At 66.2% G+C, this 24349-nt stretch carries 22 protein-coding genes and 1 tRNA gene; 8 read left to right on the forward strand and 15 right to left on the reverse strand.

Translation table 11 applies throughout. From position 1 onward, the window contains the following. Positions 1-264 precede the first annotated feature (264 nt). The 7 genes from M2390_RS15605 to M2390_RS15635 form a co-directional block, all read right to left on the reverse strand. The gene (locus M2390_RS15605) at positions 265-1350 is read right to left on the reverse strand and encodes an SIS domain-containing protein (RefSeq protein WP_259180102.1); all 1086 of its coding nucleotides are present in this window, start codon (positions 1348-1350) and stop codon (positions 265-267) included. Between the two features lie 50 nt (positions 1351-1400). Next, positions 1401-2156, reverse strand: coding sequence for an ATP-binding cassette domain-containing protein (locus M2390_RS15610; protein ID WP_259180104.1), 756 nt, complete (start codon positions 2154-2156; stop codon positions 1401-1403). Next, positions 2153-3418 carry an alanine racemase gene (locus M2390_RS15615; RefSeq protein ID WP_259180105.1) on the reverse strand — a complete coding sequence of 422 codons (1266 nt, stop codon included), beginning with the start codon at positions 3416-3418 and terminating at the stop codon, positions 2153-2155. The genes M2390_RS15610 and M2390_RS15615 overlap by 4 nt, the downstream gene beginning before the upstream one ends. 8 nt (positions 3419-3426) lie before the next feature. Further along, positions 3427-4407 carry an ABC transporter permease gene (locus tag M2390_RS15620; protein ID WP_259180106.1) on the reverse strand — a complete coding sequence of 327 codons (981 nt, stop codon included), beginning with the start codon at positions 4405-4407 and terminating at the stop codon, positions 3427-3429. Beyond that, positions 4404-5348, reverse strand: a complete 945-nt coding sequence (locus tag M2390_RS15625) for an ROK family protein (protein ID WP_259180108.1) — start codon at positions 5346-5348, stop codon at positions 4404-4406. Before M2390_RS15625 ends, M2390_RS15620 begins: the two co-directional genes overlap by 4 nt. Beyond that, positions 5345-6367 (reverse strand): phosphotriesterase, encoded by a 1023-nt coding sequence (locus tag M2390_RS15630; RefSeq protein WP_259180110.1) that lies wholly within the window; start codon positions 6365-6367, stop codon positions 5345-5347. Before M2390_RS15630 ends, M2390_RS15625 begins: the two co-directional genes overlap by 4 nt. A gap of 109 nt (positions 6368-6476) precedes the next feature. Beyond that, the gene (locus M2390_RS15635; protein WP_030147546.1) at positions 6477-7601 is read right to left on the reverse strand and encodes a substrate-binding domain-containing protein; all 1125 of its coding nucleotides are present in this window, start codon (positions 7599-7601) and stop codon (positions 6477-6479) included. 234 nt (positions 7602-7835) lie between these two features. On the opposite strand from M2390_RS15635, the gene M2390_RS15640 reads away from it, so the two are divergent. Together M2390_RS15640 and M2390_RS15645 are read left to right on the forward strand one after the other, a co-directional pair. Then, positions 7836-9038, forward strand: a complete 1203-nt coding sequence (locus M2390_RS15640) for an ROK family transcriptional regulator (protein WP_259180112.1) — start codon at positions 7836-7838, stop codon at positions 9036-9038. An 87-nt stretch (positions 9039-9125) separates the two neighbouring features. Next, positions 9126-10163 carry an LLM class flavin-dependent oxidoreductase gene (locus M2390_RS15645; RefSeq protein WP_259180114.1) on the forward strand — a complete coding sequence of 346 codons (1038 nt, stop codon included), beginning with the start codon at positions 9126-9128 and terminating at the stop codon, positions 10161-10163. Between the two features lie 61 nt (positions 10164-10224). Here M2390_RS15645 and M2390_RS15650 read toward each other — a convergent pair whose 3' ends face one another. From M2390_RS15650 to M2390_RS15685, 8 genes are all read right to left on the reverse strand, one after another. Then, on the reverse strand, positions 10225-12150 hold the full coding sequence (locus M2390_RS15650) for a histidine acid phosphatase (RefSeq protein ID WP_259180116.1): 1926 nt from the start codon (positions 12148-12150) through the stop codon (positions 10225-10227). A gap of 95 nt (positions 12151-12245) precedes the next feature. Then, entirely contained in the window at positions 12246-12779 is a 534-nt protein-coding gene (locus tag M2390_RS15655) for a GNAT family N-acetyltransferase (RefSeq protein WP_259180118.1), read from the reverse strand. A 102-nt stretch (positions 12780-12881) separates the two neighbouring features. After that, the gene (locus M2390_RS15660; protein WP_259180119.1) at positions 12882-13364 is read right to left on the reverse strand and encodes a hypothetical protein; all 483 of its coding nucleotides are present in this window, start codon (positions 13362-13364) and stop codon (positions 12882-12884) included. 15 nt (positions 13365-13379) lie between these two features. Beyond that, a complete protein-coding gene (locus M2390_RS15665) occupies positions 13380-14399 on the reverse strand; it encodes a hypothetical protein (protein WP_259180120.1) in 1020 nt (339 codons plus the stop codon). Beyond that, on the reverse strand, positions 14396-14914 hold the full coding sequence (locus tag M2390_RS15670) for an RNA polymerase sigma factor (protein ID WP_121687881.1): 519 nt from the start codon (positions 14912-14914) through the stop codon (positions 14396-14398). The genes M2390_RS15665 and M2390_RS15670 overlap by 4 nt, the downstream gene beginning before the upstream one ends. A gap of 95 nt (positions 14915-15009) precedes the next feature. Further along, a complete protein-coding gene (locus M2390_RS15675; RefSeq protein ID WP_259180123.1) occupies positions 15010-15693 on the reverse strand; it encodes an ATP-binding cassette domain-containing protein in 684 nt (227 codons plus the stop codon). Continuing rightward, positions 15693-16505, reverse strand: coding sequence for a hypothetical protein (locus tag M2390_RS15680; protein ID WP_259180125.1), 813 nt, complete (start codon positions 16503-16505; stop codon positions 15693-15695). The genes M2390_RS15675 and M2390_RS15680 overlap by 1 nt, the downstream gene beginning before the upstream one ends. 227 nt (positions 16506-16732) lie before the next feature. After that, a tRNA-Leu gene (locus M2390_RS15685) sits at positions 16733-16815 on the reverse strand. A gap of 290 nt (positions 16816-17105) precedes the next feature. On the opposite strand from M2390_RS15685, the gene M2390_RS15690 reads away from it, so the two are divergent. The 6 genes from M2390_RS15690 (at position 17106) to M2390_RS15715 (ending at position 24256) form a co-directional block, all read left to right on the forward strand. Next, positions 17106-17822, forward strand: a complete 717-nt coding sequence (locus tag M2390_RS15690; RefSeq protein WP_259180126.1) for a DUF3662 and FHA domain-containing protein — start codon at positions 17106-17108, stop codon at positions 17820-17822. Next, on the forward strand, positions 17819-18358 hold the full coding sequence (locus M2390_RS15695; RefSeq protein ID WP_121687878.1) for an FHA domain-containing protein: 540 nt from the start codon (positions 17819-17821) through the stop codon (positions 18356-18358). The genes M2390_RS15690 and M2390_RS15695 overlap by 4 nt, the downstream gene beginning before the upstream one ends. A 4-nt stretch (positions 18359-18362) precedes the next feature. Further along, positions 18363-19628 carry a PP2C family serine/threonine-protein phosphatase gene (locus M2390_RS15700; RefSeq protein ID WP_121687877.1) on the forward strand — a complete coding sequence of 422 codons (1266 nt, stop codon included), beginning with the start codon at positions 18363-18365 and terminating at the stop codon, positions 19626-19628. 77 nt (positions 19629-19705) lie between these two features. Continuing rightward, positions 19706-21052 (forward strand): FtsW/RodA/SpoVE family cell cycle protein, encoded by a 1347-nt coding sequence (locus tag M2390_RS15705; protein WP_259180162.1) that lies wholly within the window; start codon positions 19706-19708, stop codon positions 21050-21052. Continuing rightward, positions 21045-22502, forward strand: coding sequence for a penicillin-binding protein 2 (locus M2390_RS15710; protein ID WP_259180129.1), 1458 nt, complete (start codon positions 21045-21047; stop codon positions 22500-22502). Before M2390_RS15705 ends, M2390_RS15710 begins: the two co-directional genes overlap by 8 nt. Next, positions 22499-24256: a protein kinase domain-containing protein gene (locus M2390_RS15715; RefSeq protein ID WP_259180131.1), complete on the forward strand. Its 1758-nt coding sequence runs from the start codon at positions 22499-22501 to the stop codon at positions 24254-24256. Before M2390_RS15710 ends, M2390_RS15715 begins: the two co-directional genes overlap by 4 nt. Positions 24257-24349: the final 93 nt, after the last annotated feature.

Here is a 24349-nt window from a genome sequence, read left to right on the forward strand (position 1 = left end):
AAGCGGATGAGTTTCAATCCTGCCACACAACCAAGCACAGAACAAGTCCGGCGTGTTGAAGTGTGGGGATGATCCCGCTTGAGGCCGGCCGCTTCTCGCTTGCCGCACCTTTGGGGTGATGAGTATTACTTTACGCAGGTTCCAGGGTTCCGGCAAATCGAGCCCGAATAGTGGCGTGTCGTGAAGGCACTCCCCCGGAAACATGCGGATCCCCTCGTGTCGCCCGCGCGCGGGGAAAACGAGGGGATCCGAAGATGGAGCGGACTAGTGCGTGAGCGTGACCTTGTTCAGGCCGGCCGGGGAATCCGGATCCAGTCGACGCTGGAGCGCAAGCTCGAGGGCGAGCGACTGCAGCGGAATGGTCTCCAGGATCGGGACGCCACCCATCGGAACCTGCGGCAGGGTGATGTGCGCATCGGCAAACTCGATGACGCCCGGGCCCACCTCCAGCACGTCGGCACCCAGCGCGTGAGCCTTCTCGGCAAACTCGATCACCGAGTCCCGTCCCAGTGCGGTCCCGGTCAGCACCACCGCAACCGTTCCCGGGGTCACCTGGCCGAGCGGTCCGTGGATCGCATCGGCGGCGCTCCATCCCGAGGCGGCGATCGCGTTGGTCTCCATGAGCTTGAGCGCGCCCTCCCGAGCCGAGGACATCGAGACCCCGCGGCCCACCACCACGATGCGCTCCCGCCCCGAGAGTAGGGCAAGCGCCTCGGCCGATGCCGAAGGGTCCGCTAGGAAGGCCTCGGCGCTATCGGCGAGCCGATCAACCCGCGGCAGGATCGCGTCCCACTCCTCCCCCGCCGCACGCAGCACCAGCAGCACGATGGCCAGCAGCGAGGCGGTGTAGGTCTTGGTCGCGGCCACCGAGAGCTCGGGGCCCGCGGACAGGTCCACCGCGACGTCCGCGAGGTCGGCCAGCGGGCTGTCAGCGTTATTGGTGAGGCTGAGCACCGGGGTACCGCCCGCGCGGATCGACTCCACGGTGGCGATCAGGTCCGGGGAGCGTCCCGACTGAGAGATCGCGATGGCCAGCGCATTGGGGTAGCGCAGCTGCGGGGCATTCGGGTGCACGCTGGCCGGGGTGGCCAGCGCAACCGGGATCCCCAGCACCGCGTGAATCAGATACTGCGCGTAGTTGGCGGCGTGATCGCTCGAGCCGCGGGCCACCATCACGATCAGCTCGGGCTTACCCTCGGTGATCAGCGCGGCCGCCGCATCAATCTGTGCGCGGGATTCGCGCACCAGCTCGCGCCAGCGCACGGGTTGTTCGGCGATCTCCGCACGCATCAGCGCACCGGGCACACGCACGTCTTTGTTCGGGGCATCCAGGTTGTTCTCGGTCGACATGGCTCCCAGGCTATAGTCTGCGCCGGGCTTCGTGGGGAATTCTTTTTCGCTCATGAGGTGAGCCCGGTGATCATCGCGATCAGCTCGTTGTGGGTGACCTCGTCGATGCGCTTGGTCGCCACCTGGGTCCCGCGGCGCAGGACCGTCACCCGATCGGCCACCCGGAAGACCTGTTCCATGTTGTGGCTGACGATCAGGACCCCGGCTCCACGCTCGCGCAGGCGCATGATGATCTGCTCCACCCGGGCGGTCTCGGCCACACCGAGGGCCGCGGTGGGCTCATCCATCAGCACCAGGCTGCTCGCCCAGTTAGTGGCCCGAGCGATGGCGATGCCCTGCCGCTGACCACCGGAGAGGTCGCTTAGCGGCGCCTTGGCCGAAGGGATGCGTACGTCCAGCTCGTCCACCAGCGCCTGGGTCTGCGCGGCCATCTCACGACGGTCCAGGGTCCCAAAGGGCTTCTTGCGCAGCTCGCGCCCCAGGAACATGTTCATGTAGACGGGCTGCAGGTCCACCAGGGCCAGGTCCTGATAGACCACCTCGACACCCTTGGTGCGGGCATCCGAGGGGTCGCGGAAGTTGGTGGGGGTGCCGTTCAACCGAATCTCGCCGGCGGTGGGCTGGTACATCCCCGAGATGATCTTGACCAGGGTGGATTTGCCCGCTCCGTTATCGCCGACCAGGGCGACGATCTCACCGGGTTTGATCTGCAGGTCGAAGTGCTTGATCGCGACGATGCCACCAAAGTGCTTGGTGATCCCGTCCAGCTGAAGGGCAAAGGTGTTGGTACTGGTGCTGGTGCTCATGAGTTGCTCCCGGCGTTGTGGGCTGCGGCGTGGGTACCCGACGTACCGGTGGCGAAACCATCGGCGGCGTGGGTGAGGGGTGCCGAACCATCGGCGGACCAGATGCCCGCGAGGACCGGGTTTCCGGTGGAGAGGCCGGAGATACCCGCGGTCAAACCGCGGGTGACAAACACCTGGGGGCGGAATCCGAAGATGACGGTATCCCCCGGGCAGGCCCGGTGCGCGCCCGCTCCCGGGATGGTGGCGTAGTAGTCGATGGCCGAAGCGTCGGGCATATCTACCTGCTGCGGGACCGCCGTAGCCGGGTCGTCCTGGGCACCGAGCACCAGCGCCTCGGTGCGTGCCGAACCCAGGACCGGGTCCACGTAGAGTCCGCCGCCAAACACATAGGCGCGGTCGTTCCACAGGTGCGAGACCTCGGAGACGTAGGCGATGGCGGGGTCCTCGGCGAGGTCCTGGACCGCGTGCAGCGGGGTGGTCCCGGTGAGCCCGTGTCCGGGCTCCACCTGGGTCGCCCCAGCTTCGGCGAGCGCGGGGAAGATCGCCGTCGAGGTGGTGCCGGGGGCATTCACCACGATGTTGTGCCGGCCCGCCCACTCCAGCTCGTGCAGCGCCTCGGTCAGGGTCCCCAGGTTCGGGGTGGGCTTAGCGGTGCCGGATTCGGGATCGAACAGGGTCGCCGGGAAGGTGGTAATCCCGGCGAAACGCACCCCGGGGATCGCGTCCAGGCGGTCGGCCACCCGGGCAATCTGGTCGGCCTCGAAGCCACCCTCGTGGCTCGGGTAGAAGCGGTCTCCGGGGGCGAAGATGCGGGCGAGCACGTCCTGCTCTCGCCCCAGCTCCAGCGCCGCGGCACCGGCCTCGCGGGCCTTCTGCTCGGAGAACACGGTCCAGTACAGCGGGTTCAGCGCGGCGGCGGTCGCCGCGCTGTGCCGCGGGATCTGGACCAGGTGTCCGAGGTGTCCGGTGGCCAGTCCGCCCGAGGCCGCGGCCACCGCACACTCGAGGTCCACCCCCACCGCGTGGGTGATTCCCCCGGCACGGATCGCGGCCGAGGCATCGGGGTTGCGGCCGATCTGCTTGGTCATCGCAAACGGGGTGAACCCAAAGCGGGCGGCCTCGGTCGCGATGTAACCGGCATTGCGGGTGACCGCATCCAGGTCGATTACATAGGTGTTCGGCGGGATCAATCCGTCGCGGTGGAACTGGGCGGCAACCCGCAGGAGTTCGGGGTTGCGGCGGCGCAGGAGATCAAGAAACATGACGGGTCCTAACTGCTCTTCTTGGCGCGGAGGGAGAGGGAGACGGCGATCAGGATGATCACGCCACGCACGATCATCTGCTGGGCCACGGTGAGGCCGCCGAGCAGCAGGCCGTAGTTGATCATGCTCATGAACAGACTGCCCACCAGGGCGCCGATCATCGAGGCCTTACCACCGGTGAGAGCGGTGCCGCCGACGATGACCGCCGCCAGCACACTCATCAGGTCCGATCCACCCAGGGTGTAGGTTGCACCGGCCAGACGGCCCGAGTAGAGCAGACCCGCGAGGCCCGCGGTCACCCCGCTCAGGGCAAACACGATGAGCTTGACCCGGTTCACCCGGATCCCGCTGACCGAGGCGGCGGCCGCGCGGTTACCCACCGCAAGCACGTGGGCACCGAAGCGGCGCTGACGCAGCACATGCCAGCCCAGGGCCACCACCACGATGCTCCAGACCACCAGGATCGGCATCCCGGCGATGTCTCCGGCACCGAAGATCCAGCTGAAGACCGGCTCGGTCACCGGAACCGACTGCAGGTTGGTGAGCTGCTGGGCGAGCCCGGCGACCAGCCCCATCGTGGCCAAGGTGACCAGGAAGGAGGGCAGGCGCACCAGGGTGACAAACAGTCCGTTGACCAGACCCACCACCGCGCCGATCGCCAATCCGGCGAGCGCCGCGAGCCACCACTGTCCGGTGGCCTGGAGGGAGACCGCGGCCACCAGGGCCGAGAGCGCAACCGTGGAGCCGATCGACAGGTCGATCTCGCCGAGGCTCAGCATGAACACCGTGCCCACCGCCATCACGGTGATCGGGGTCGCCTGAGTGATGATGGTCACCAGGGTGGTGGGGTTCACAAAGTTCGCCCCCTGGGTTGCGGCGAAGTAGATAAATACAACGATAAATCCGATGTAGACGACGTACTGCCGCCAGTTCACCCGGCGGAAACGACCGCCGACGGTGAGTGTTCCGTCTGCCTGGGTCACGGTCATGATGCTTCACTTTCTCTGGGGAGGGAGGAGGGGGTGATCGCCGCGGCGAGCGCGAGGTGGACGGCACCGTGCAGCGGGGCGTCATCGCCCAGTTCGCTGCTGCGGACACGCAGTCCCGGGCGTCCCAGACGCGCCAGCCAGCGATCAAGAGGGGCGAGGAGTTCGGGTCTGGACCCGATTCCCCCGCCGAGAATGTAGAGGCCCGGATCCACCACCGCGTCGATGGCGAGCAGGGTGTGGGCGAGCCAGCGCGCCTGGGTGTCCAGGGCCCGGATCGCGAGCGGATCCCCCGCCTCGGCCGCGGCGAAAACCTCCCGGGCGGTGAGCGGCGGTTCCCCGGCGGGCTGCGGGAGGCGCTGGGCCAGCACGTTGCCGGCCACAACCTCCTCGAGGGCACCGCGGCGCTGATTGCGGGGATCCAGGGGATCGCTGCCAAACGGAAGATATCCAACCTCCCCGGCGGCACCGCTGACCCCCGGCCAGATGGATCCCGCGAGCACCAGGCCCACGCCGATCCCGGTGCCCACCGAGACAAAGGCGAAGCTCTCGCTCTCGCGGCCGGCACCGGCGTGCAGCTCGCCGAGGGCGGCGATGTTGACGTCGTTCTCGATCACCACCGGGTGGCCCAGCCGGTGCCGCAGCTCGGCAACCAGTGAGACCTCACCCAACTCGCCGAGATTCGGTGCCTGGGTGAAGCCGCTCCCATCGGGCAGTGGAACCCCGGCACCGCCGATAGCCGTGCCCACCACCGGCGCATCCGGGGCCAGGGCCGAAAGCCGGGTGACGATATCGGTGAGCTGGGCGATCAGCGCGATTCCCGGACGGGTGGGCTCGGTGAGCCGGTGCAGGAGCCTGCCCCGGGTATCGGCCAGGGCCGCGCGCACCTTGGTGCCACCCAGGTCGATGCCCACCACCACGGCGGGGTGTGTGGCGGCGCTCACAGTCCCAACACCTCCCCGGGACCGGTGGCCAGCAGGAGTTCAAGATTGGCCTCGGAGACTCCGCGCTCGATCAACATCGGCACAAACACCTCACCCAGATAGGAGTAGCCGTACTGGCCGTGGGTGTCGGGGTTCAGCCACACCTCGGCACCGGTGAGATCCTGGGCCAGCAGGATGCGGCCGGCCAGACCCTCGGCGGCGAGCGCGGCCACCAGGTCGGCGCGGCCCCGATCGGAGCGGTGGAATGCGCGCTTGGGATATTCCCCCTCGCCGCGCTCCCCCGCGGGGGCCGGGCCCAAGAAGAAGTCCCAGTCCTGCTTGCCGATGGTGTCGATCGCGATTCGGGCACCGGTGTCGAGGATCCGGCGGGGCAGGTTGGGGTCGAGCTGGGTATCGAGGTGGCCGATGACCACCCGGTCCAGTTCCACCCCCTCCGCGCGCAGCAGGGCGATCTGCTCCAGCGCCATCGAACCGTGGGTTGTGTGGGTCATGATCGACAACCCGGTCTCCCGGTGTGCGCGGGCGATGGCCCGCAGACACTTCTCCTCATGGGCGGAGATCACATCCAGTCCGGTGGCCTGCTCGCCAAAGACGCCGGCGCGTACCCCGGAGGATCCGATCCCCTCGGTGGCGTCGCGCACCAGGCGAGTGACCGGCTCATCGAGGCTGGCCTCGCGGGCCCACCCGGGCGAATACGACTCCAGGTACAGTGCGGTGCCCGAGATGATGTGCAGTCCGCTGCGCCGGGAAATCTCGCGCAGCAGGGCCGCGTTGTCCCCCTGAGCATCGCGACCCACAACCCCGTAGGGGCTGAGATCCACCACGGTGAAGAAGCCGAGTTCGGGGAGCCGGGACAAGGCATCCACCGCGAGATCCACCGCGTTCGCGGCGGCCGCCTCGCTGCCGGGGCCACCCACCTGCCAGGGGCCGGGGGTGAGGGAGAGCAGGTGCTCGTGGGGCATGATCCGCCCCAGTTCCGAAACCGGAACCGGACCGAGAACGGTCATTGCCTGGGTCATGATGTGCTCCTAGATCACACCCGACGGTGCGGGGAGAGGGGATGACGGGGAGGAAATGATGGGTGGCCGCGCGGGGGAACACGACCACCCATCGGTCTTTGGGGGCGTGTTACTTGCCCACGCTCGCGGGGAGGTCGGAGCCGTAGTCGGCCTTCCAGGCGTCCTTGAGGTTGTCGCCGGTGACCGAGGTCGGGTCCGAGGCCACCAGGGCCGGGGCCGGCTTGTTCAGGACACCGAAGGCACCGGCGAGGGCCAGGCCCTGCCCGATTCCCAGCGAGCCATTGCCCACCAGGCCGGCGACCGGACCGTTCCCCACCATGGCCGCGGCCAGGGTCGTGTCGAGGTCGTTGGTGACCACCTTGATGTCGGTGCGTCCGGCGGCCCGAATGGCGGCCACCACACCCTGAGCCGCGGTGGCCCAGGAGACGTAGATCGCCTTCATGTTCGGGTGCTTGGCGATCATCGCGGCGGCGATGGTCTGGGTCGCGGTCTCGTCGGCGAAACCCTCGCTGTCGACGATCTGCATCTTCGGGTAGGAGTAGCCCAGCCAGTCCTTGAAGGCCTGGTCGCGCTGGTTGGTGAACCAGAAGTTGGCGTTGTAGGAGAGGTAGCCAACCTCACCCTCACCCTTCATCTCCTTGCCGATGATGTCAGCGTTGGCCTTGCCGGCCTTGCTGAGGTCCTCGGTGACGATCGAGACGAAGTCCTTGCCCGCCTTATATCCGGCCGGCGGGGTGGTCATGATCACGAGCTTGGTGCCCGAGTCCACCACCGGCTGGAACGCCTTGGCGGCGGAGGTGGGGTCCACGGCGATACCCACCACGATCGAGGGGTGCAGGGCGAGCACGGTCTGGACGTTATTGGCCTGGGTGGCCGCGTTGAAGCCGGCCTGGGTGCTGGCAACCACCTTGATGCCGAGTTTTTCGAACTCCTCGCGGGCACCCTTTTCTACGGCGGTCACGAAGTCGGAGGAGGTGTGCCAGACGAAGGCGGCGGTGAAGTTACCGGCCTTAACCTTGGCGATCTCGTCGGCGGTGAGCGAGAGCGCGCTGAGGGCGTCGGGCTTTTCGCCGTTGGGGCCGGCGAAGGTCAGGGTGGGCTGGGTGGCACTGCTGGTCGGCGTGGAGGCCGGACCGGAGGTGGCGGCACAGCCGCTGAGGGTGAGCGAGAGCGCGATGGCTCCGGCAATGGCGATGCGGGCGCCGAAGCGTCGGCCGGGGCGGGTGATGTGCATGGGGTGACCTTCCAGGTGCGACTGCTGATTGAGAGGGATATCGCGATCGGTTTTGCCCCCGAATTACCTGCCCACCATCGCGAACTCGATTCTGGTTTTATTTTCATCGAGCAATCAAATCTAAACTCGCGAATATGTCGGGCGTGTTTCCAGGCCGTAAAAACCGCGATACGCCCGCCGAGAACCCGAACATGCGGTACTTTTAGATTCAGGCTGAGCACAAAAGGGAGCACCATGGTCCAGGACACTCGAGAACTCAATCGCAGCGCCGTGCTCACCACCCTGCTGCTGGAGCGACCGGCCAGCCGCAAAAAACTCGCCACCGCCGCCGGGATCTCCGCCGCCACCGTGACCCGCACCGTGGAACAGCTGATCGGCGAGGATCTGATTACCGAGACCCAGGAGATCGTCTCCGAGCAGCGCGGACGCCGGGCGGTGCAGCTCGACCTACGTGCAGACCTGGGCATCGTGGCCGGGGTGGATCTGGGTGCCAGCAAAACCCGGATCGTGATCGGCCATATCCACGGAACCCCGCTGGCCGTGCGCGAGCTGGCCACCCCCGGCACACTTGACCTCCCGGCGCTGATCGACTGGCTCGCCGGGGTCATCCTCGACCTCTCGGCCGGATTCGCCGCCCCCCTGCGCCAGGTCGCCCTCGGGGTCCCCGGCTCGCTGGAGATCCCCGAGCAGCGCATTTCCCACGCCCCCAACCTGCCGCAGATCGAGGGCACCGAATTCCTCGCCGCCCTGCGCACGGCACTGCCCTGCGCGGTCGTCTGCGATAACGACGCCAACTTTGCCCTGCTGGGCGAGCTGCACTTTGGTGCCGCCGCCCACTCCCCCAATGCCGCCCTGCTCAGCCTCGGGTTTGGACTGGGAAGCGCGCTGGCGATGGACGGTAGGGTTTTGCGTGGAACCCGCGGCCTGGTGGGTGAGTTCGGCCAGCTTCCGATCGGTCCGATGGGTGCCCGGCTTGAACACCTGGTCACCGGCGGCGGAATCCTGCGCCAGGCGGAGCTCGCGGGGATTGCCCTGGAGAGCCCGGCCGATCTCTTCGTGAGCGATCCGGCCCCGCGCATCGCCGCACTCCGTCAGCAGTTTGAACAGGGACTGATGGTGGCCCTCACCGCGGTGTCGGTGTCCTGCGACCCGGATACGGTGGTGCTCAGCGGCGGCCTCTCCCGCGCCCTCGCCCCCGAGCTGGCGCGCTATCAGGAGCTCCTTGGTGGCCACCTCCGGCTCGCACCGCGCCTGGAGCTGGCAACCCTGGACGACTTCTCCGGCGCCGTGGGGGCGATGGTGTCGGCCCTGCAGCACTGCTACCGCGAGCTGGGCGCACTCCCCGAGGCGCTCCCTCGACTGCCCCGCGGAGTGCACGTCGATCGTGCACGCCTGGCAGCCCTGAAATCGGTTGAGCCGGTGGTGCCGGTCGGATAAGCGATTCGGTGTGGTGGGAATAGATTCACCCGGATCCGGTTATTGTATGCAAATGCATCGAAATCGGTCGACCCTAGGAGAGCCATCATGACCAGACCCCTCGAGCTTGGACTCGACACCTTCGGCGATGCCACCGTCGACGCCACCGGCACGCGTCTGAGCGACGCCGAGGTTATCCGCAACGTGGTTGCCCAGGGCGTCCTGGCCGACCGGGTGGGCGTGGACTTCTTTGGCATCGGCGAGCACCACCGCGACGACTTCTCGGTTAGCGCCCCCGACATGATCCTGGCCTCGCTGGCCGGTCAGACCTCGCGGATCAAGCTCGGCACCGCGGTGACCGTGCTCAGCAGCGACGACCCGATCCGCGTCTATGAGCGCTTCGCAACCCTCGACGCCCTCTCCAACGGGCGCGCCGAGGTCATCCTCGGCCGCGGCTCCTTCACCGAGTCTTTCCCGCTGTTCGGCTACGACCTCGCCGACTATGAGACCCTCTTCAGCGAGAAGCTGGACCTGTTTGCCACCCTGCGCAGCGAGGGTCCGGTGACCTGGTCGGGCACCATTCGCCCGCCGCTGAAGGACCAGCGTGTGTACCCGCGCACCGAGAAGGGCGCGGTGACCGCCTGGATCGGCGTGGGCGGTTCCCCCGAATCCGTGGTGCGCTCGGTCGAGTACGGCATCCCGATGACCCTGGCGATCATCGGCGGCGACCCCGCACGCTTTGTGCCCTACGTGGACCTCTACCGCCGCGCGCAGGAGCAGGTCGGGTCCACCGGCATGCCGCTCGGCGTGCACTCCCCCGGACACATCGCCGCCACCGACGCCCAGGCCCGCGAGGAGCTGTGGCCGCACCAGCTGGTGATGCGCAACCGCATCGGTGCCGAGCGCGGCTGGCCGGCGATGACCGAGCAGGAGTACGTGGACGAGATCGAGCACGGCTCGCTGTACGTGGGTTCCCCGGACACCGTGGCCACCAAGATCGCCCGGACCGTGAAGCTGCTGGGAACCGACCGGTTCGACCTCAAGTACGCCACCGGAACCATGCCGCATGATCAGCTGCTCTCGAGCATCGAGCTGTATGGGACCGAGGTGATCCCGCGGGTGCGGGCGATCCTGGAACGCGACTAGCCTTACGCAGAGCGGCCCCGGCCGGGAGAGATCCCGGTCGGGGCCGTTGCCGTGTGTGGAGCTAGAGCTCGGTTTCGGATTCCTCGAGGCGACGACGACGCAGGACAAACCATCCCACGGCGAGCGCGCCGAGGAGCAGGGCGCTGCTGGCCAACAGGGCAAGCGGCATCAGGTTTTCGGCCTCGAGACCGGTGGACGCCAGCGCCCCCGCGGCCGCCGGGCGGGCCGAAGGCTTCGCGGAGGACGGACCGGTAGCTGCCGGATCAGTGGACGCCGTGTTGGTCGGTGCCGCGCTGGTCGGTGCCGGAGACGCCGTCGGAACCGCGGTCGGGTCCGGAGCCGAGGTCGGGTCCGGGCTCGCGGTCGGGTCCACGGGCGCGGCGGCGATCCGCGGATCCTCGATCCGCTCGGCTCCGTTCAGGCAGTGCTTGAGCTCCGAGACCTTGTACCAGGTCGAGCCGGCGGCCACCGGAACACACGCATCGGTGAAGCCGATCTCCCGCTCGTTGTAGAGCATCCGCACCAGCGGAGTAAACGCCCGGCCGGTGGCCGGATCGGTGCCCACCCGGCCGGATACGTCCCACTGCACGTTGGCGGCCATCGGGGTCACGGACTCCCCGCGCCACGGGTTGTTGGTGTAGTCAAACACGTCGTTCAGCGACTGCGGATGCGCGTTATCCGGGGCCTGCCGAGTGGATCCCGGGAGCTTGAGCAGCGCGGCAAACGGGATGATCGTCTCGGCGTGGGCGAAGCGGAAGGTTGCGGCCACGTTATCCCCGGCCATCCGGTCATCGATGGTTGCGAAGAAGTCATCCAGCAGCGGCTGAGCCACCCGATAGGTATCGTCGTGCCCCGCGAGCCCCGGACCCTTCTCGTAGAAGTCCTCGGCGTCCAGCAGCGAGGCGAACCACTCCAGGTCGGCATCACGCCCGTTGAGATAGGAACCGAAATCGAAGGTGTGGTCACCGGTGTTCTCGGCGGTCATGTCCGCACCGATGATGTAGAGGTTGTAGAGCGTCATGGCCGCATCCACCGGGGTCGCGATGACCTTCTTGGGGCTCCCGCAGGCCGACTTATCCTTGGCCGGATCGGCGCCGGGCGCACAACTCACAGCGCCCTTCTTGGTGCCATCCACGGTGTTGTACCAGACGTGACCAGGAGTCCCGATCTTGGCGATGAAGTCCGGAGTGAAGATGCCCGAGAGCACATCGTCGGCGGCGCTTACCGAGCGTGGCAGCGCGTTGATGTAGTCGAGGGCCGCGGAAATGGTCCCGCCCGGGGCCGTCTGCGCGGCCACATAGGCCTCATAGGCCTGGGCACGCGCAAGCTCCGGTGAGCCGGCGGGCTTGGTGGTGCCGTCGGGGTTTTGTGATTTATGGAAGTAGAGCAGATCGGGGCGCGGTTCCGGGGTGATCCCCCGGGTCAGCGCGCCGGCACCGGCCTTCGTCACCCCGGCCAGAAAGTTGGTGCCCGACTCGGTGGCGCGGGCTTCCCCCGAGGTTTCGGCGATGATCCGGTCGCCGTCCTTTTCGGCCTGGGCAAACAGGGCCGCGTTGCGGGCGACCGCCCGCTCCCCGAGACCCTGGTGCTGGGTGGCGCCCTGACCGGTCAGCTGGCCATAGCCGTTCTGCACGTTGGCGGCGGTGATCCCGCGCAGGTCGGCCAGGAACCGCTGCCCGATCTCGGGACTCACAAACCCGTTTTCGGCGAGCGCGGTCTCGGACAGTCGGGTCAGCAGCGCATCGTACTTATACTCGGACAGCCCCCGCGATCCGTGGCGGGCCACGGATTCGGTGAGCAGCGGGGTGTAACCATCCGGCGCGTGGGTGTATCCGGCCAGGGTCGCCGCGTCGGGCTCCCGATAGGGCTGCTTGGAGCTCAGGTGAGCGCCGGTCTCGGCACCGGCACCGGCGGCGACCGCGAGGGTCAGGGCAAATACTCCCGCGCCAAGCACGAGGCGTGCGGGGGTGGAACGAAGGGAAATCACGGATGTCCTAGACGGTGAGGTGTGCACGCCCGCGACATCACTCGCGGCGTGAGGGCCGCCTGCGACGCTATGTGTCGCGAATGAATGCCCGGTGTCTAGGCGGTAACATCCCCCGGACGGGGGTGCCGCTTACCGGCCCGCACCATCCGAATTTCCCGCGTATCGTACTCCCACGCCTGGGCGGCCCCATCGGGTACAAAGCCGTGCTTGCGATAGAAGCGTTGGGCACGCGGGTTGGGGTCGAGCACCCATAAGACCGCGAGGGAGTCCGGGTCAAGGACGGAATTCAGGAGGCGCGCGCCGAGACCCGTGCCGTGTTGTTCAGCAAGGACATAGAGGACTTTGAGCTCGCTCGCTCCCGGGACATCCGGCTCCTCGGCGGGCCCGGACATCGCGATGCCCACCACGGTTCCCTCGATCTCGGCCACGTTCAAGAAACGATCGGATCCGATCGGCCTCGACAGCATGTTTCCCCACATATCCGCGCGACGCCGAGGCTCCTCGGGATCATCCAGTACCGCATCCGGCACATCCCCCCGATACGTTTCCTGCCAGGCACGAGCGTGCACGGCACCGATGTCGGCGGCGTCCGAGGCCCGAGCGGGACGAATGAGGGCGATGGGGATCATCCCAGGAATCTAGCACCACGGGTGGGGAAACCGGGACGATCCGTGCCCGCACTCACCCACGAGCCCCCGTCACCCGGCCGGGTGACGGGGGCTCGGAAAAACCTAGCAGCCGACGCGGGTGATACTTGCGCTGGTGTTGACCTGCGAGCCGGCCGGAACCACCAGCACCGGGGACGAACCGTTGTATCCGAAGGCGGTTCCCGAGGAGCGGGCATTCGCCACCGACCGAACGGCGGAACCCAGCGGGGCCACCGAGTTCGCGGCGGTGCAGCTGGTGAAGGAGATCTTTGATCCGGCCCCGCCCGTGGACGTGTAGGCGCACATGCTGCCCGTGGCACAGTTACCAACGGCGAAGTTCGAGAGACTCCCCTCCAGCACAATATTCAGGATGGTCTCACCGCCATTCCAGGTGACCTCACCCGGTCCGGTCTGCACACCACCGGGGAACTCAACCAAAACCTGGTTGACCCGGTCTTGAACCTGGTCGGAACGGCTCGGGGTGGCCGCCTGGGCGGCGGTGGCGCCACCGATCAGCAGCGTGGCCAGGAGTGCGGCGGCGGGGAGGACGCGGGCGCTCAGTTTCATGTGATGTTTCCCTTTCTAGAACCAGGCGTTGTAGTCAATTACTGCGGGTGCCTGGAGATCAGATCGGTCGGTGCCCGTATACACGTTTTCGTATGCGATTACACCGCGTGTGGGGGTCACCACCAAAACATCGAGGGTGCGTCCCGGGTCGCGGGATTCGGTGCTGATGCTGACACCGGTACGTCCGAGCCGGTCGGTCACGGTGCCGTCCACCCGAATATCCGGCAGAGTCGCGAGGAACGCCAGCATTTCTGCCTGCTGCAGGGAGGTCAGGGCCCGCTCCACCAGGAGGTTTTTGACCGCGGTGAAGTAGTCGCCCGTGCTCGGGCTTGCCCCCAGTCCCCCGCCGGAGCGCAGGTAGGCGCCCCAGTCGGTGACCCCGTCGGGGCTGCTAAACAGATAGCCGTACTGGCCGGGCTGGTAGGTGTGTCGATCCAACAGGGTTCCGGGTGCGGGCTCGTCGGATCCGGAAAGCTGGTGTCCGGCGGAATCAAAGTTGCCCGCCGCACGGCGCTCGGACACCGTGGATCCATCGGGCAGGCTGATGATGTCAAAGCGCTGCGGCACGATCGACCGGGGTGGATCATCGGGGGTAAAAGCCAGCGCCCAGTTTTGGAAGCGCACGCGTTGGGCCGCGGGCTGATGAGCCCCCCGCAGCGACTCGCTCATCGACAGCAGCAGGGTTTCGGGCTGCTGGTTGTCTAGGGGAACCGCAACCAGCGGCTGGGGGGTCACCGCGCGGGCCAGCGGGGTCTGCCCGGGCCAGAGCGACATCGACGTGGCCGCCACCACAAGGATGGCGATGAGGGACGCAACAACCGCGAACGTGGGCACCCGGAACCGGCGAATGCGTGCAGCGCGGCCGTGGTTGGTGCCCCGGGATCGAAGACCCATGTGGCTGTGAATGTGTGCGCTCGTGCTCTGAACACGCTCAAGGAGCGCAAGTTCGCGTTCACCGAGTGCGGAGCCGAGAGGAGTCGTGGCCGGATCGATGCCGGACATGAGCCTCGCGAGCGCGTCATTCCCCGTATTCATTTGCGTCCCCCATCGGTCATTCCAGCAACAAACGGCTCGCCCATCAGGACACGGAGTTTCTTCCGTGCCCGGCTGAGAATCGCCCAGGCCGACGCCACGGAACAGGAGAGAGCCACCGCAACTTCTGCGGCCCCAAGGCCCTCCCAATAGGTCAGCAGGATTGCTTCCCGTTCCCTGTCCGTGAGCTTCAACAGCGAGCGGCCGAGTGCGATCTTCTCCAGCGTGTCCGCGCCCTCCTCCTGCTCCGACAGCACGCGTTCGAGGGTCTCTTCGACGGCTCGTTTACGTTCTGCGGATCGGAAGTGGTCGTTGATCTTGTTGGATGCGACCCGATACAGCCAGGGCAACTCGATCGAGTCTCCCTGTTGGTATCGGACCCAGGCGGCCGTAAACGTCTCGGCCGCGATGTCTTCGGCGAGCGCCGCGCTTGGTACGCGCCGCTCCGCATAGCGTCGAACAAGTACGTAGTTCGCATGGAACACGTGCTCGAACACCGCCGATTGCTGCCTAGTCATCCACTCAGTTTTCTTGCTTGCGTTGTTGCCTCCCACCCTGTCTATCGACGCAGCGGAGGATTCCTGACATTCAACCCGAAAAAATCTTTGAACGGTTAATATGTCTCGACTGTTTCGTCCCGGATCATCAGGTGCTGGGTGGCGAGCTCCTGGACGTCGGTCAGGGACTGGGTGGCCACCACAATCGTGGTCCCCGCCGCATGCAGGTCGCGCAGGATCCGGATGACACGCTCTCGGTTGTCTGGATCCAGGTCCGAGAAGGGCTCATCCAAAATCAGGACCCGCGGATCCTCCATCAGGGCCTGAGCCAGTGCGAGCTGCTGAACCATGGCGGGTGAGTATCCGCGAACCCGGTGTGGGTTATCGGGCTCAAGGCCCACCCGGCGCATGGTGGCAACGATGTGTTCCTCGCTCACCACCCCGGCGATGGCCGCCAGTGTGCGCAGGTTTTCCAGGCCGGTGCGTCCGGGGATAAACCGCGGACGATCGATGGTGATCCCAAAGCGTTCGGGGAAGGTCCGCCCGTAGGGAAGGTAGGCCGGGTCGATGCGCACGCTCCCGCTATCGGGGGTGGTGAACCCGCACAGCATTCGCAGCAGCATCGATTTTCCGGTGCAGTGCGAACCGGTGATCACGGTGAAAGATCCCTCGAGGATGTCAAAACTCACGTCGCGATAGAGCGTGTTTCCGCGCACACACTTCCCCACCGCGGACACCGCAATCACCGGCACGGCCGGTGTTCCCGGGCGCTGCCGGGGCACCGAGTTGAGGGTGAACACTAGAGCAGACCGTCGGCGTTCTTGGCGGAGGAGCGCCACAGGGCCGCGGCGGTGAAGATGCTGGCGGCCACCAGGGCTCCGGCCGGGGCAAAGATCGGGGCGCCCACGCTGGCGCCGTCGTGCAGGGCGCTGTACGGGGCCACAATGTTGAGCCAGCCGATATCGGCGGGGATCAGGTAGCCGAGCACGGCAGCTACCAGCATCGTGATACCCCAGGCGAGGACAACCTTCCGGGTGGACCAGACCAGCAGGGTTGCCAGCGCACAAAAGACCAGCAGTGAGGCAAAGAGCCCCAGCAATCCCAGGTGGAACACCGCGGATTCGGCGACAAACATCGGCATCTGGTGTTCGAGCATCGCGGATCCGGTGACCAGCACGACCCCCACGCCGATCGTGAATGCGGCGGCGTGCGGAATCTCACGCATCAGGATCGCCGCGCTCCAGCGTCGATAGCTCCCGTGACGCAGGGCGGCATAGAGTCTCAGGCCCCCATCGGCATCCTCGCTGCGCGCCAAAAACGCGCTGGCGTATCCGAGGGTGAGCAGGAGGGTCATGATGTAGTTCGGAATGTCTCCGTAGGCACCGGCAAAAAAGGCTTCGGTGATCCCGATTCCTCGGGCATCGGCCCCGAGGTGCGCGGTGGCCACCGAGAGCGCGGCAATCCCCAGCAGGATGACGGTGGATCCCAGCCGACTGCTCAGCATCGAGAACAGGGCGTGACGAATGGCGGCGCCGTTCAGGCGCCGCGTCACCCCCGGAACACCGGCATCGGGTACCCCGACTCCGAGGATTGATCCCACACTCTCTGCCACCGCTGATTCCCCTGTCCGCCGGTTTCGCCCCCTGGCAAAACCTCAGGTCCACAGACCCGCATCTACCTACTTAACGTCCCAGCGGGGAAATCCTGACAAAAGATTTTTAACGTTAGTTATGTGACAACGATGGGGTCCTCGATAACGATGCTCGAGCGGGGTGCCCACGCACAAAGTATCCGGAAACGACGAAAGGCTCCCCAGCTGGGGAGCCTTTCGATCAATTGTGCGCGAGGGGGGACTTGAACCCCCACGCCCTTACGGGCACTGGCACCTGAAGCCAGCGCGTCTGCCATTCCGCCACTCGCGCAATTGACACACTTTCGTGTATTCGTTCCTCACTTCCGTGCGGACTTCATGAGATTATCACAGCCCTCATTTGGATCCCTAATCGAGGGGCATTCTTCGGCACCGATGGGCGTGTCGCCCCGGTATTGCCCGGATTTTTTCGGCGCGAGTCCCGCCCGAAAACCTCCGGGAACCGGAAAAGATTTGAACAAATTCCAGGACCGAGCGCGCGTTCTGAGATGCCAGGTTCAGCCTCGCCGACTAACATGGGCCTAGCCGATCGGCACCTCAACCAACACCCCGGGGAGATCTGTGGGCATTCTGGACAGTTTCGAGAAGGGTCTCGAGCGCGCCGTTAATGGTGCGTTCGCGAAGACCTTCCGCTCGGGATTGCAGCCGGTGGAAATCTCCTCGGCTCTTAAGCGTGAACTGGACACCACGGCCGCCGTGGTGAGCCGAGATCGCATCCTGGCCGCCAACAGCTTTGCCGTGTACCTGGCCCCCACCGACTTCGAACGCATGTCGAAGATGGGCAGTGCTCTGGTGGATGAGCTGGTGGCGATCGTCAAGAAGTATGGTCGAGCCCAGGGATACACCTTCGCCGGCGCCGTGAGCGTCTCGCTGCGCCCGGATCAGGGACTCAGCGAGGGCATCATGCGGGTCGACACCGAGGACCCGCAGACCGACGTGGTGTGGCTTCCCGCGCTGGATATTGCCGGCCAGCGTTATCCGCTGGCCCGAGCCCGCACCGTGATCGGACGCGGATCCGACGCCGATATCACCATTGCCGACCCCGGAACCTCCCGGAAACACGTGGAGATCCTCTGGGATGGCAAGCGCGCCCAGGTCCACGACCTCGGTTCCACCAACGGCTCCGAGCTCAACGGACAACGCGTCACCCAGGCCCTGCTTGAGGACGGTTCGGTCATCCAGATCGGCCGCACCCAGATCACCTATCGCCTCCTGGCTCAGTCGGCACCCAAACCCGCAGAGAAAAACAACGACGGATTCTGGGGGAACCCCGTATGAGTGATCTCACCCTCCTCGTGCTTCGACTCGGATTCCTGATCCTGCTCTGGCTCTTTGTTTTTGGCGTGGTCTATTCGCTGCGAGCCGACCTGTTTGGTCGCTCAGCCCGCAAGGTCAAACCCCGGGTGGCCGCCGCGGCTCCCGCACCCAAACCGGTGCCGGTCGCGGTTCCGCCCGCACCGGCGCCGCGTCCGGCGGCCCCGGCCCCGGTCTCCTCGGCTACCAGCCGCACCCGCGCCAACACTCACACCTGCGACCGTCTGGTGATCCTCTCCGGCCCGCGCGCCGGTCAGGACCGTCCGCTCGGCACCGGCCCGATCAGCATCGGCCGCTCCTCGGATTCCAATGTGATCCTCAAGGATGACTACACCTCGACCCACCACGCACGTCTGCTGCTCTGGGGTGAGGACTGGATGCTCCAGGATCTCGACTCCACCAACGGCACGTTCCTGGATGGCAAGCGAATTTCGGCTCCCACCCCGATCCATCTGGGTGACGTGATCAAGGTGGGGGCAACCACCTTCGAGCTGCGGTGATCGCATGACCGTCGGCGGTAAGAGCGCGGCACTCTCCCATGTGGGACGGGTGCGCAGCAACAATCAGGATTCCGGGTACGCCGGGAACTCGCTCTTTGTTGTCGCCGACGGCATGGGAGGGCACGCGGGTGGCGATGTGGCCAGCGCCGTGGCCCTGCGCCGCATCATCGAGGCGGATATCGACTATCCCACCGCTCAGGATGCTGCCGCCGCCCTGCAAACCGCGATTATCGCGGCCAACGGCCAGCTGACCGAGGCCGTCTTTGAACACCCGGAGCTTACCGGTATGGGCACCACGGTGGACGCCCTGGTCCGCGTGGGTGATGAGGTCGCGATCGCCCATATTGGCGACTCACGCATCTACCTGCTGCGCGATGGCGAGCTCAGCCAGATCACCACCGATCACACCTTCGTCCAGCGTCTGGTGGATGCCGGCCGGATCACCGAGGAGGAGGCCCTGGTACACCCGCGGCGCTCGGTGCTGATGCGCGTTCTGGGTGATGTGGATCAGTCCCCCGAGGTGGATACCATCGTCCTGGGAACCCAGCCCGGGGATCGCTGGCTGCTGTGCTCGGATGGCCTCTCCGGTGTGGTGGATCGCGAACTACTGCGGGCCACGCTGATGGCCGACCTCTCCCCTGCCGAGGTGGCCGACCGCCTGGTGCGCTACACCCTGGATCGTGGCGCCCCGGACAATGTCACCGTGGTGATCTACGACGTTTCCACCGAGAGCGTGGAGGGCGACGTACAGACCGTTGGTTCCGCCGCGAAGCCCCTGGCCTTTGAGATCTCGGCGCCGCGCCGTACCAGCATCCTGCCGGCCCTGCGTCTGCCCGGAACCCGCGCTACCGCCGCAGCCACCCAGCTTCCGCCGGTTCCGGCCGGTGTGGAATCCGACGAGTTCTATGGCGAGCTTCTGGAGGAGGACGCCCGTCGTATCCGGCGCCGCCGCCTCACCTGGGGTGTGGGAGCAATGGTTGTGCTGCTCGCGCTGCTGCTGGCAGCGGTCATCGGCTACTCCTGGACCCAGTCGCGCTACTTTGTGGGCCAGAGCCCCGACCGCAGCACGGTCACCATCTATCAGGGTGTGCCGCAGGATCTCGGTTTCATCTCGCTCTCGCACGAGTACCGCGATACCGATATCAAGCTCAGCAAGCTCCCGGAGTATGACCGTAACCTGGTCCGACAGAACGTCCCGGCCGACTCCCTCGATGATGCCGACGCGATCGTGAACCGACTCCGTCAGCTCAGCAAGGAGGGCGACCAGTGAGCACCGATGCGCTGAACACGCGTGCGCCCGCGGCCGGTGGTGACGCCCTGCAGGCCGACACCGGCGTGATCCGGACGATGCGAAAACTACGGATGCCCAAGACGCACCGTAACCGCGAGCTCGCGCTGCTGATTTTTGCCTGCGTGGTCAACGCCGGTGCCCTGGTTGGTGTGCAACTGGGTGCGCTGGGGCAGATCGAACCCGAGATTCTGGCGCTGTGTGGTGCCCTGGCCTCGCTGGTATTCGGCCTGCACATCTGCCTGCGCTTTGTCGCCCGCGATGCCGACCCGATCATCCTGCCGGTGGCCACGGTGCTCAACGGCCTGGGCCTGGCGATGATCTACCGGATCGATTTGGCTCGCAATGTGTCGGGCTGGTCGGCCGCCTCGACCCGGCAGATCGTATGGAGTTCGATCGCAATCATCGCGGCGATCATCGTGATCCTTCTGATCCGCAACCACCGCGTGCTCTTCCGCTACACCTACCTCTTTGGGCTCGGCGCCTTCATCCTGCTCCTTCTTCCCCTGGTTCCCGGCCTCGGCCGTACCGTGGGTGGCGCGACCGTGTGGATCGGCATCGGCGACGTGGTCAACTTCCAGCCCGGTGAGATCGCCAAGATTTTCCTGGCGATCTTCTTCGCCGGTTATCTGGTGCGCACCCGCGACACCCTGGCCCTGGTGGGCAAGAAGTTCCTGGGCATCCGGTTCCCCCGGCTGCGAGACCTCGGGCCGATCTTTGTGGTCTGGCTGATGTCGATGGGCATCATCGTGTTCCAGCACGATATGGGTACCGCACTGCTGTACTTCGGCATGTTCACGATCATGATCTACGTGGCCACCGGACGCCTGAGCTGGGTGCTGCTGGGCATGGCCCTGTTCCTCGGGGGCGCGTACTTTGCCAGTCAGCGACTCTCCTATGTGAGTGGCCGGTTTGATGCCTGGCTGGATCCGTTCTCGCAGGCAAACTACGACAAGGTTGGCGGCAGCTGGCAGCTCGTGCAGGGCATCTTCGGCCTCGCCCACGGTGGATTCACCGGGACCGGGCTGGGCCAGGGACGCCCGAACCTCACCCCGCTGGCCGAGAGTGACTTCATCGTGACCAGCCTCGGCGAAGAGCTGGGGCTCGCCGGCCTGTTCGCGATCCTCGCGCTGTTCCTGATCCTGGTCGCCCGCGGCCTGCGGATCGGTTTCAGCACGCGTGATGATTTTGGCAAGCTCCTGGCCATCGGCCTGGCGTTCACGATCGCCCTGCAGGTGTTCATCATGGTGGGCGGGGTGACCCGGGTGATCCCGCTGACAGGTTTGGCGACGCCATTCCTGGCCGCCGGCGGTTCGGCCCTGGTGGCCAACTGGATCATCGTGGCGCTGCTGCTCAAGCTCAGCGACGGTGCCAAGCCCGAACTCGAGGAGTCCCGCGATGCATAAGGAACTCCGCCGGGTCGGCGCGGTTGTGGTGCTGATGTTTGCCGCGCTGTTTGTGTCCTCCACCGTGATTCAGGGTGTGCAGAGCGACGCGCTGGGCAAGGACCCCCGCAACACGCGAACCCGCTATGACAGTTACCAGGTGGAGCGCGGCCCGATCGTGCTCGCCGACGGCACGATCATTGCGCAGTCGGTGCCCTCCAACGACGAGTTCCGCTACCAGCGCGAGTACCCGCAGGGGCCGCTCTACGCGGGCGTAACCGGCTACTTCAACCCGATTCAGGGTGCCACCGGTATTGAGCAGTCCATGAACGACTACCTCACCGGCACCTCGAGCGATCAGTTCCTCGCGGACCTGGCCCGGATCGTCAACGGCCAGCCCGCTCGCGGCGCCCGGGTTGAGCTTTCGATCGAGTCCAAGGTGCAGCAGGCGGCCTCCGAAGCCCTCGGCAATCGTCGCGGCGCCGTGGTGGCCATCGAGCCCAAAACCGGCAAGATCCTGGCGATGGTGACCAACCCCACCTTCGATCCCAACGGCATGGCCTCGCATAACTCCGATGCCGTGACCGCGCTCTATAAGGATCTGCTGGCCAACCCGTTGGATCCGCTGATCAACCGGGCGATCGGTGGAAACCTCAACCCGCCGGGATCAAGCTTCAAGGTGGTTGTGGCCGCCGCAGCCCTGGCCTCGGGCGAGTACACCGCCGAGAGCGAGTTCCCCAACCCGCAGTTCATCGAGCTGCCCGGGACCAGCACCAAGGTGTACAACTTCACCCGTGAGGCCTGTGGCCCGGGCGAGACCGTCACCCTGGCCGAGGCGATCCGGCAGAGCTGTAACGTGCCGATGGCCGAGCTGGGTATTCGTCTGGGGGCGGACAAGATCCGCGAGCAGGCCGAGAAGTTTGGGTTCAATACCCCGCTGGATGTGCCGCTGCGGGTCGAGCCGAGCGTTTACCCCAAGGGGGGCGACGTGCCCAGCACCGCGCTCTCGGCATTTGGCCAGTGGGATGTACGCGCCTCGCCGATGCAGATGGCGATGGTTTCGGCCGGAATCGCCAACGGGGGCGTCATGATGAAACCCAACATGGTCAATCGGGTGATCGCTCCGAACCTGGATGTGGTCAAATCGTTCGACCCGGAGAAACTCCGCACCGTGGTCACGCCCGATCAGGCGTCGGAGCTCACCAAAATGATGATCGCCGCGGTCGCTACCGGGCAGTCCAATAATGCAAGAATAGAGGGGGTCGACGTGGCCGGAAAAACGGGCACCGCTCAAAACGGTGTCGATGATCCGTATACGCTCTGGTTTACCGGGTTTGCGCCCGCGCAAAACCCCGAAGTTGCGGTAGCGGTCGTGGTGGAAAACGACGGTGACCTGGGACACCATTCCTCGGGAAATATTGTTTCTTCTCCGATTGCAAAGAAAGTTATAGAGGCGGTGCTGAATAAATGAGACCCACGGCAGGACTGACCTTCGGGGGACGCTACGAGCTGGTTTCGCGAATCGCTATCGGCGGTATGGGCGAGGTCTGGCAGGCGACCGACTCGGTGATCGGACGTACCGTCGCGATCAAGATCCTCAAGGATGAGTACCTCGGCGACCCGAGCTTCCTCGAGCGGTTCCGCTCTGAGGCACGCCACGCGGCCCTGGTCAACCATGAGGGCATCGCCAACGTCTATGACTACGGTGAGGAGGAGGGCAGCGCGTTCCTCGTCATGGAGCTGGTGCCCGGTGAGGCACTCTCCACCGTGCTTGAGCGCGAGCGTGTGCTCCCCTCGGATCGTGTGCTCGACATCGTCGCGCAGACCGCCCTGGCCCTCCAGGCCGCCCACTCGGCCGGCCTGGTCCACCGCGACATCAAGCCCGGCAACCTGCTGATCACCCCGGACCACCGGGTCAAGATCACCGATTTCGGTATCGCCCGGATCGCCGACCAGGTGCCGCTGACGGCCACCGGTCAGGTCATGGGGACCGTGCAGTACCTCTCCCCGGAGCAGGCGTCCGGTCACCCGGCATCGCCGTCCACCGACATCTACTCGCTGGGCATCGTTGCCTACGAGGCTCTCGCCGGGAAGCGTCCGTTCACCGGTGAGTCCCAGGTGGCCATCGCCATGGCGCAGATTAACGAGGCGCCGCCGGAGCTTCCGGCGACCGTCGCCGAACCCGTGCGCAACCTGGTCTTCTCGATGCTCGCGAAGAACCCGGCCGACCGCCCGGCTTCCTCGGTACATGTGGCCCGTGCCGCCCAGGCACTGCGCCGCGGAGACGTGGCCGCGGCCACCGCCGCGGTACCCTCGATCGCCGATGGTGTCGCGATCACCGGTGCCACCCAGCTGATCGGTTCCTCCGAGGCCGCCACGACCCTGCTCAACACCTCGGCTACCCAGCGCCAGCAGCTTTTCGGGCTGGAGCCCGAGGCTGCAGACGCCGCCGACGGTGCCGCAGACGAGGAAAAGAAGAAGCGGAGCCCGTGGACCTGGCCGCTGATCGCGCTGATCACGATCCTGGCCATCGTGCTGGGCTTCACGATCTTTGCACTGGTCAAGCCCGGTGACGGTGGAGACGGGGCCACCAGCACCCCGTCCAATACCGTGAGTTCCGACCCGTCGGATACCCCGTCCACGACGCCCTCACCCACCGAAACCACGGTGCTGGTGGACCCCAATGCGTATGTGGGAAAGAACGGCGATGAGGTTGTCAGCGCCCTGTCGGGACTGGGCCTAAAGCCCACCCTCTCGACCGGGAATGCCGCCACCTCCTCCGCACAGGTCAACACCGTGAGCAAGCTCTCCAAGAGTGGCAACATTCCGGTGGGGAGCGACATCGTGGTGACCGTCTACGGTCCGATGGCCACGATTCCCGCCCCGGGCAGCGCGCCCGCCGTGGCCTGTGGGCCCAACGGCTGCGTGGAAAACTCCAAGGCCACCGTGACCTGGGCTCGCTATGACCAGTGCCCGGCCGGCCTGCAGCTTGAGGGCTACCGCATCACCGTGAACGGTGCCACGCTCTCGGGTTCGGGTACCGTGCCGCGCGACCAGACCTCGGTGGAGATCACCCTGGGCGGGTTCCCCGGACCGGCAACCATCTCGTATGTGGCCCTGTGTGGGGAAAACAACGAGTCGCCCGCATCGCCCACCACCTCGGTGCCGATCATTCAGGTGAGTGTTCCTACCAGTTCCCCGACCGCAACCACGGGCGGCAACTAGTACCAGCGGGTGGCGTAAATCGTCGCCCACAGCACGGCCCCCGGCGCAAATGTCGGGGGCCGTGTCATGATAGAAGCGATAGTGTCGCACGGG

This window comes from Mycetocola sp. BIGb0189, from assembly GCF_024810155.1.
Taxonomy (GTDB): Bacteria; Actinomycetota; Actinomycetes; order Actinomycetales; family Microbacteriaceae; genus Mycetocola; species Mycetocola lacteus.

Coding starts and splice junctions, on each gene's coding strand:
- M2390_RS15605 (WP_259180102.1), bottom strand. CDS start 1,350: ATGTCGACCGAGAACAACCTGGATGCCCCGAACAAAGACGTGCGTGTG.
- M2390_RS15610 (WP_259180104.1), bottom strand. CDS start 2,156: ATGAGCACCAGCACCAGTACCAACACCTTTGCCCTTCAGCTGGACGGG.
- M2390_RS15615 (WP_259180105.1), bottom strand. CDS start 3,418: ATGTTTCTTGATCTCCTGCGCCGCCGCAACCCCGAACTCCTGCGGGTT.
- M2390_RS15620 (WP_259180106.1), bottom strand. CDS start 4,407: ATGACCGTGACCCAGGCAGACGGAACACTCACCGTCGGCGGTCGTTTC.
- M2390_RS15630 (WP_259180110.1), bottom strand. CDS start 6,367: ATGACCCAGGCAATGACCGTTCTCGGTCCGGTTCCGGTTTCGGAACTG.
- M2390_RS15635 (WP_030147546.1), bottom strand. CDS start 7,601: ATGCACATCACCCGCCCCGGCCGACGCTTCGGCGCCCGCATCGCCATT.
- M2390_RS15640 (WP_259180112.1), top strand. CDS start 7,836: ATGGTCCAGGACACTCGAGAACTCAATCGCAGCGCCGTGCTCACCACC.
- M2390_RS15645 (WP_259180114.1), top strand. CDS start 9,126: ATGACCAGACCCCTCGAGCTTGGACTCGACACCTTCGGCGATGCCACC.
- M2390_RS15655 (WP_259180118.1), bottom strand. CDS start 12,779: ATGATCCCCATCGCCCTCATTCGTCCCGCTCGGGCCTCGGACGCCGCC.
- M2390_RS15660 (WP_259180119.1), bottom strand. CDS start 13,364: ATGAAACTGAGCGCCCGCGTCCTCCCCGCCGCCGCACTCCTGGCCACG.
- M2390_RS15665 (WP_259180120.1), bottom strand. CDS start 14,399: ATGAATACGGGGAATGACGCGCTCGCGAGGCTCATGTCCGGCATCGAT.
- M2390_RS15670 (WP_121687881.1), bottom strand. CDS start 14,914: ATGACTAGGCAGCAATCGGCGGTGTTCGAGCACGTGTTCCATGCGAAC.
- M2390_RS15695 (WP_121687878.1), top strand. CDS start 17,819: ATGAGTGATCTCACCCTCCTCGTGCTTCGACTCGGATTCCTGATCCTG.
- M2390_RS15700 (WP_121687877.1), top strand. CDS start 18,363: ATGACCGTCGGCGGTAAGAGCGCGGCACTCTCCCATGTGGGACGGGTG.
- M2390_RS15705 (WP_259180162.1), top strand. CDS start 19,706: ATGCGAAAACTACGGATGCCCAAGACGCACCGTAACCGCGAGCTCGCG.
- M2390_RS15710 (WP_259180129.1), top strand. CDS start 21,045: ATGCATAAGGAACTCCGCCGGGTCGGCGCGGTTGTGGTGCTGATGTTT.
- M2390_RS15715 (WP_259180131.1), top strand. CDS start 22,499: ATGAGACCCACGGCAGGACTGACCTTCGGGGGACGCTACGAGCTGGTT.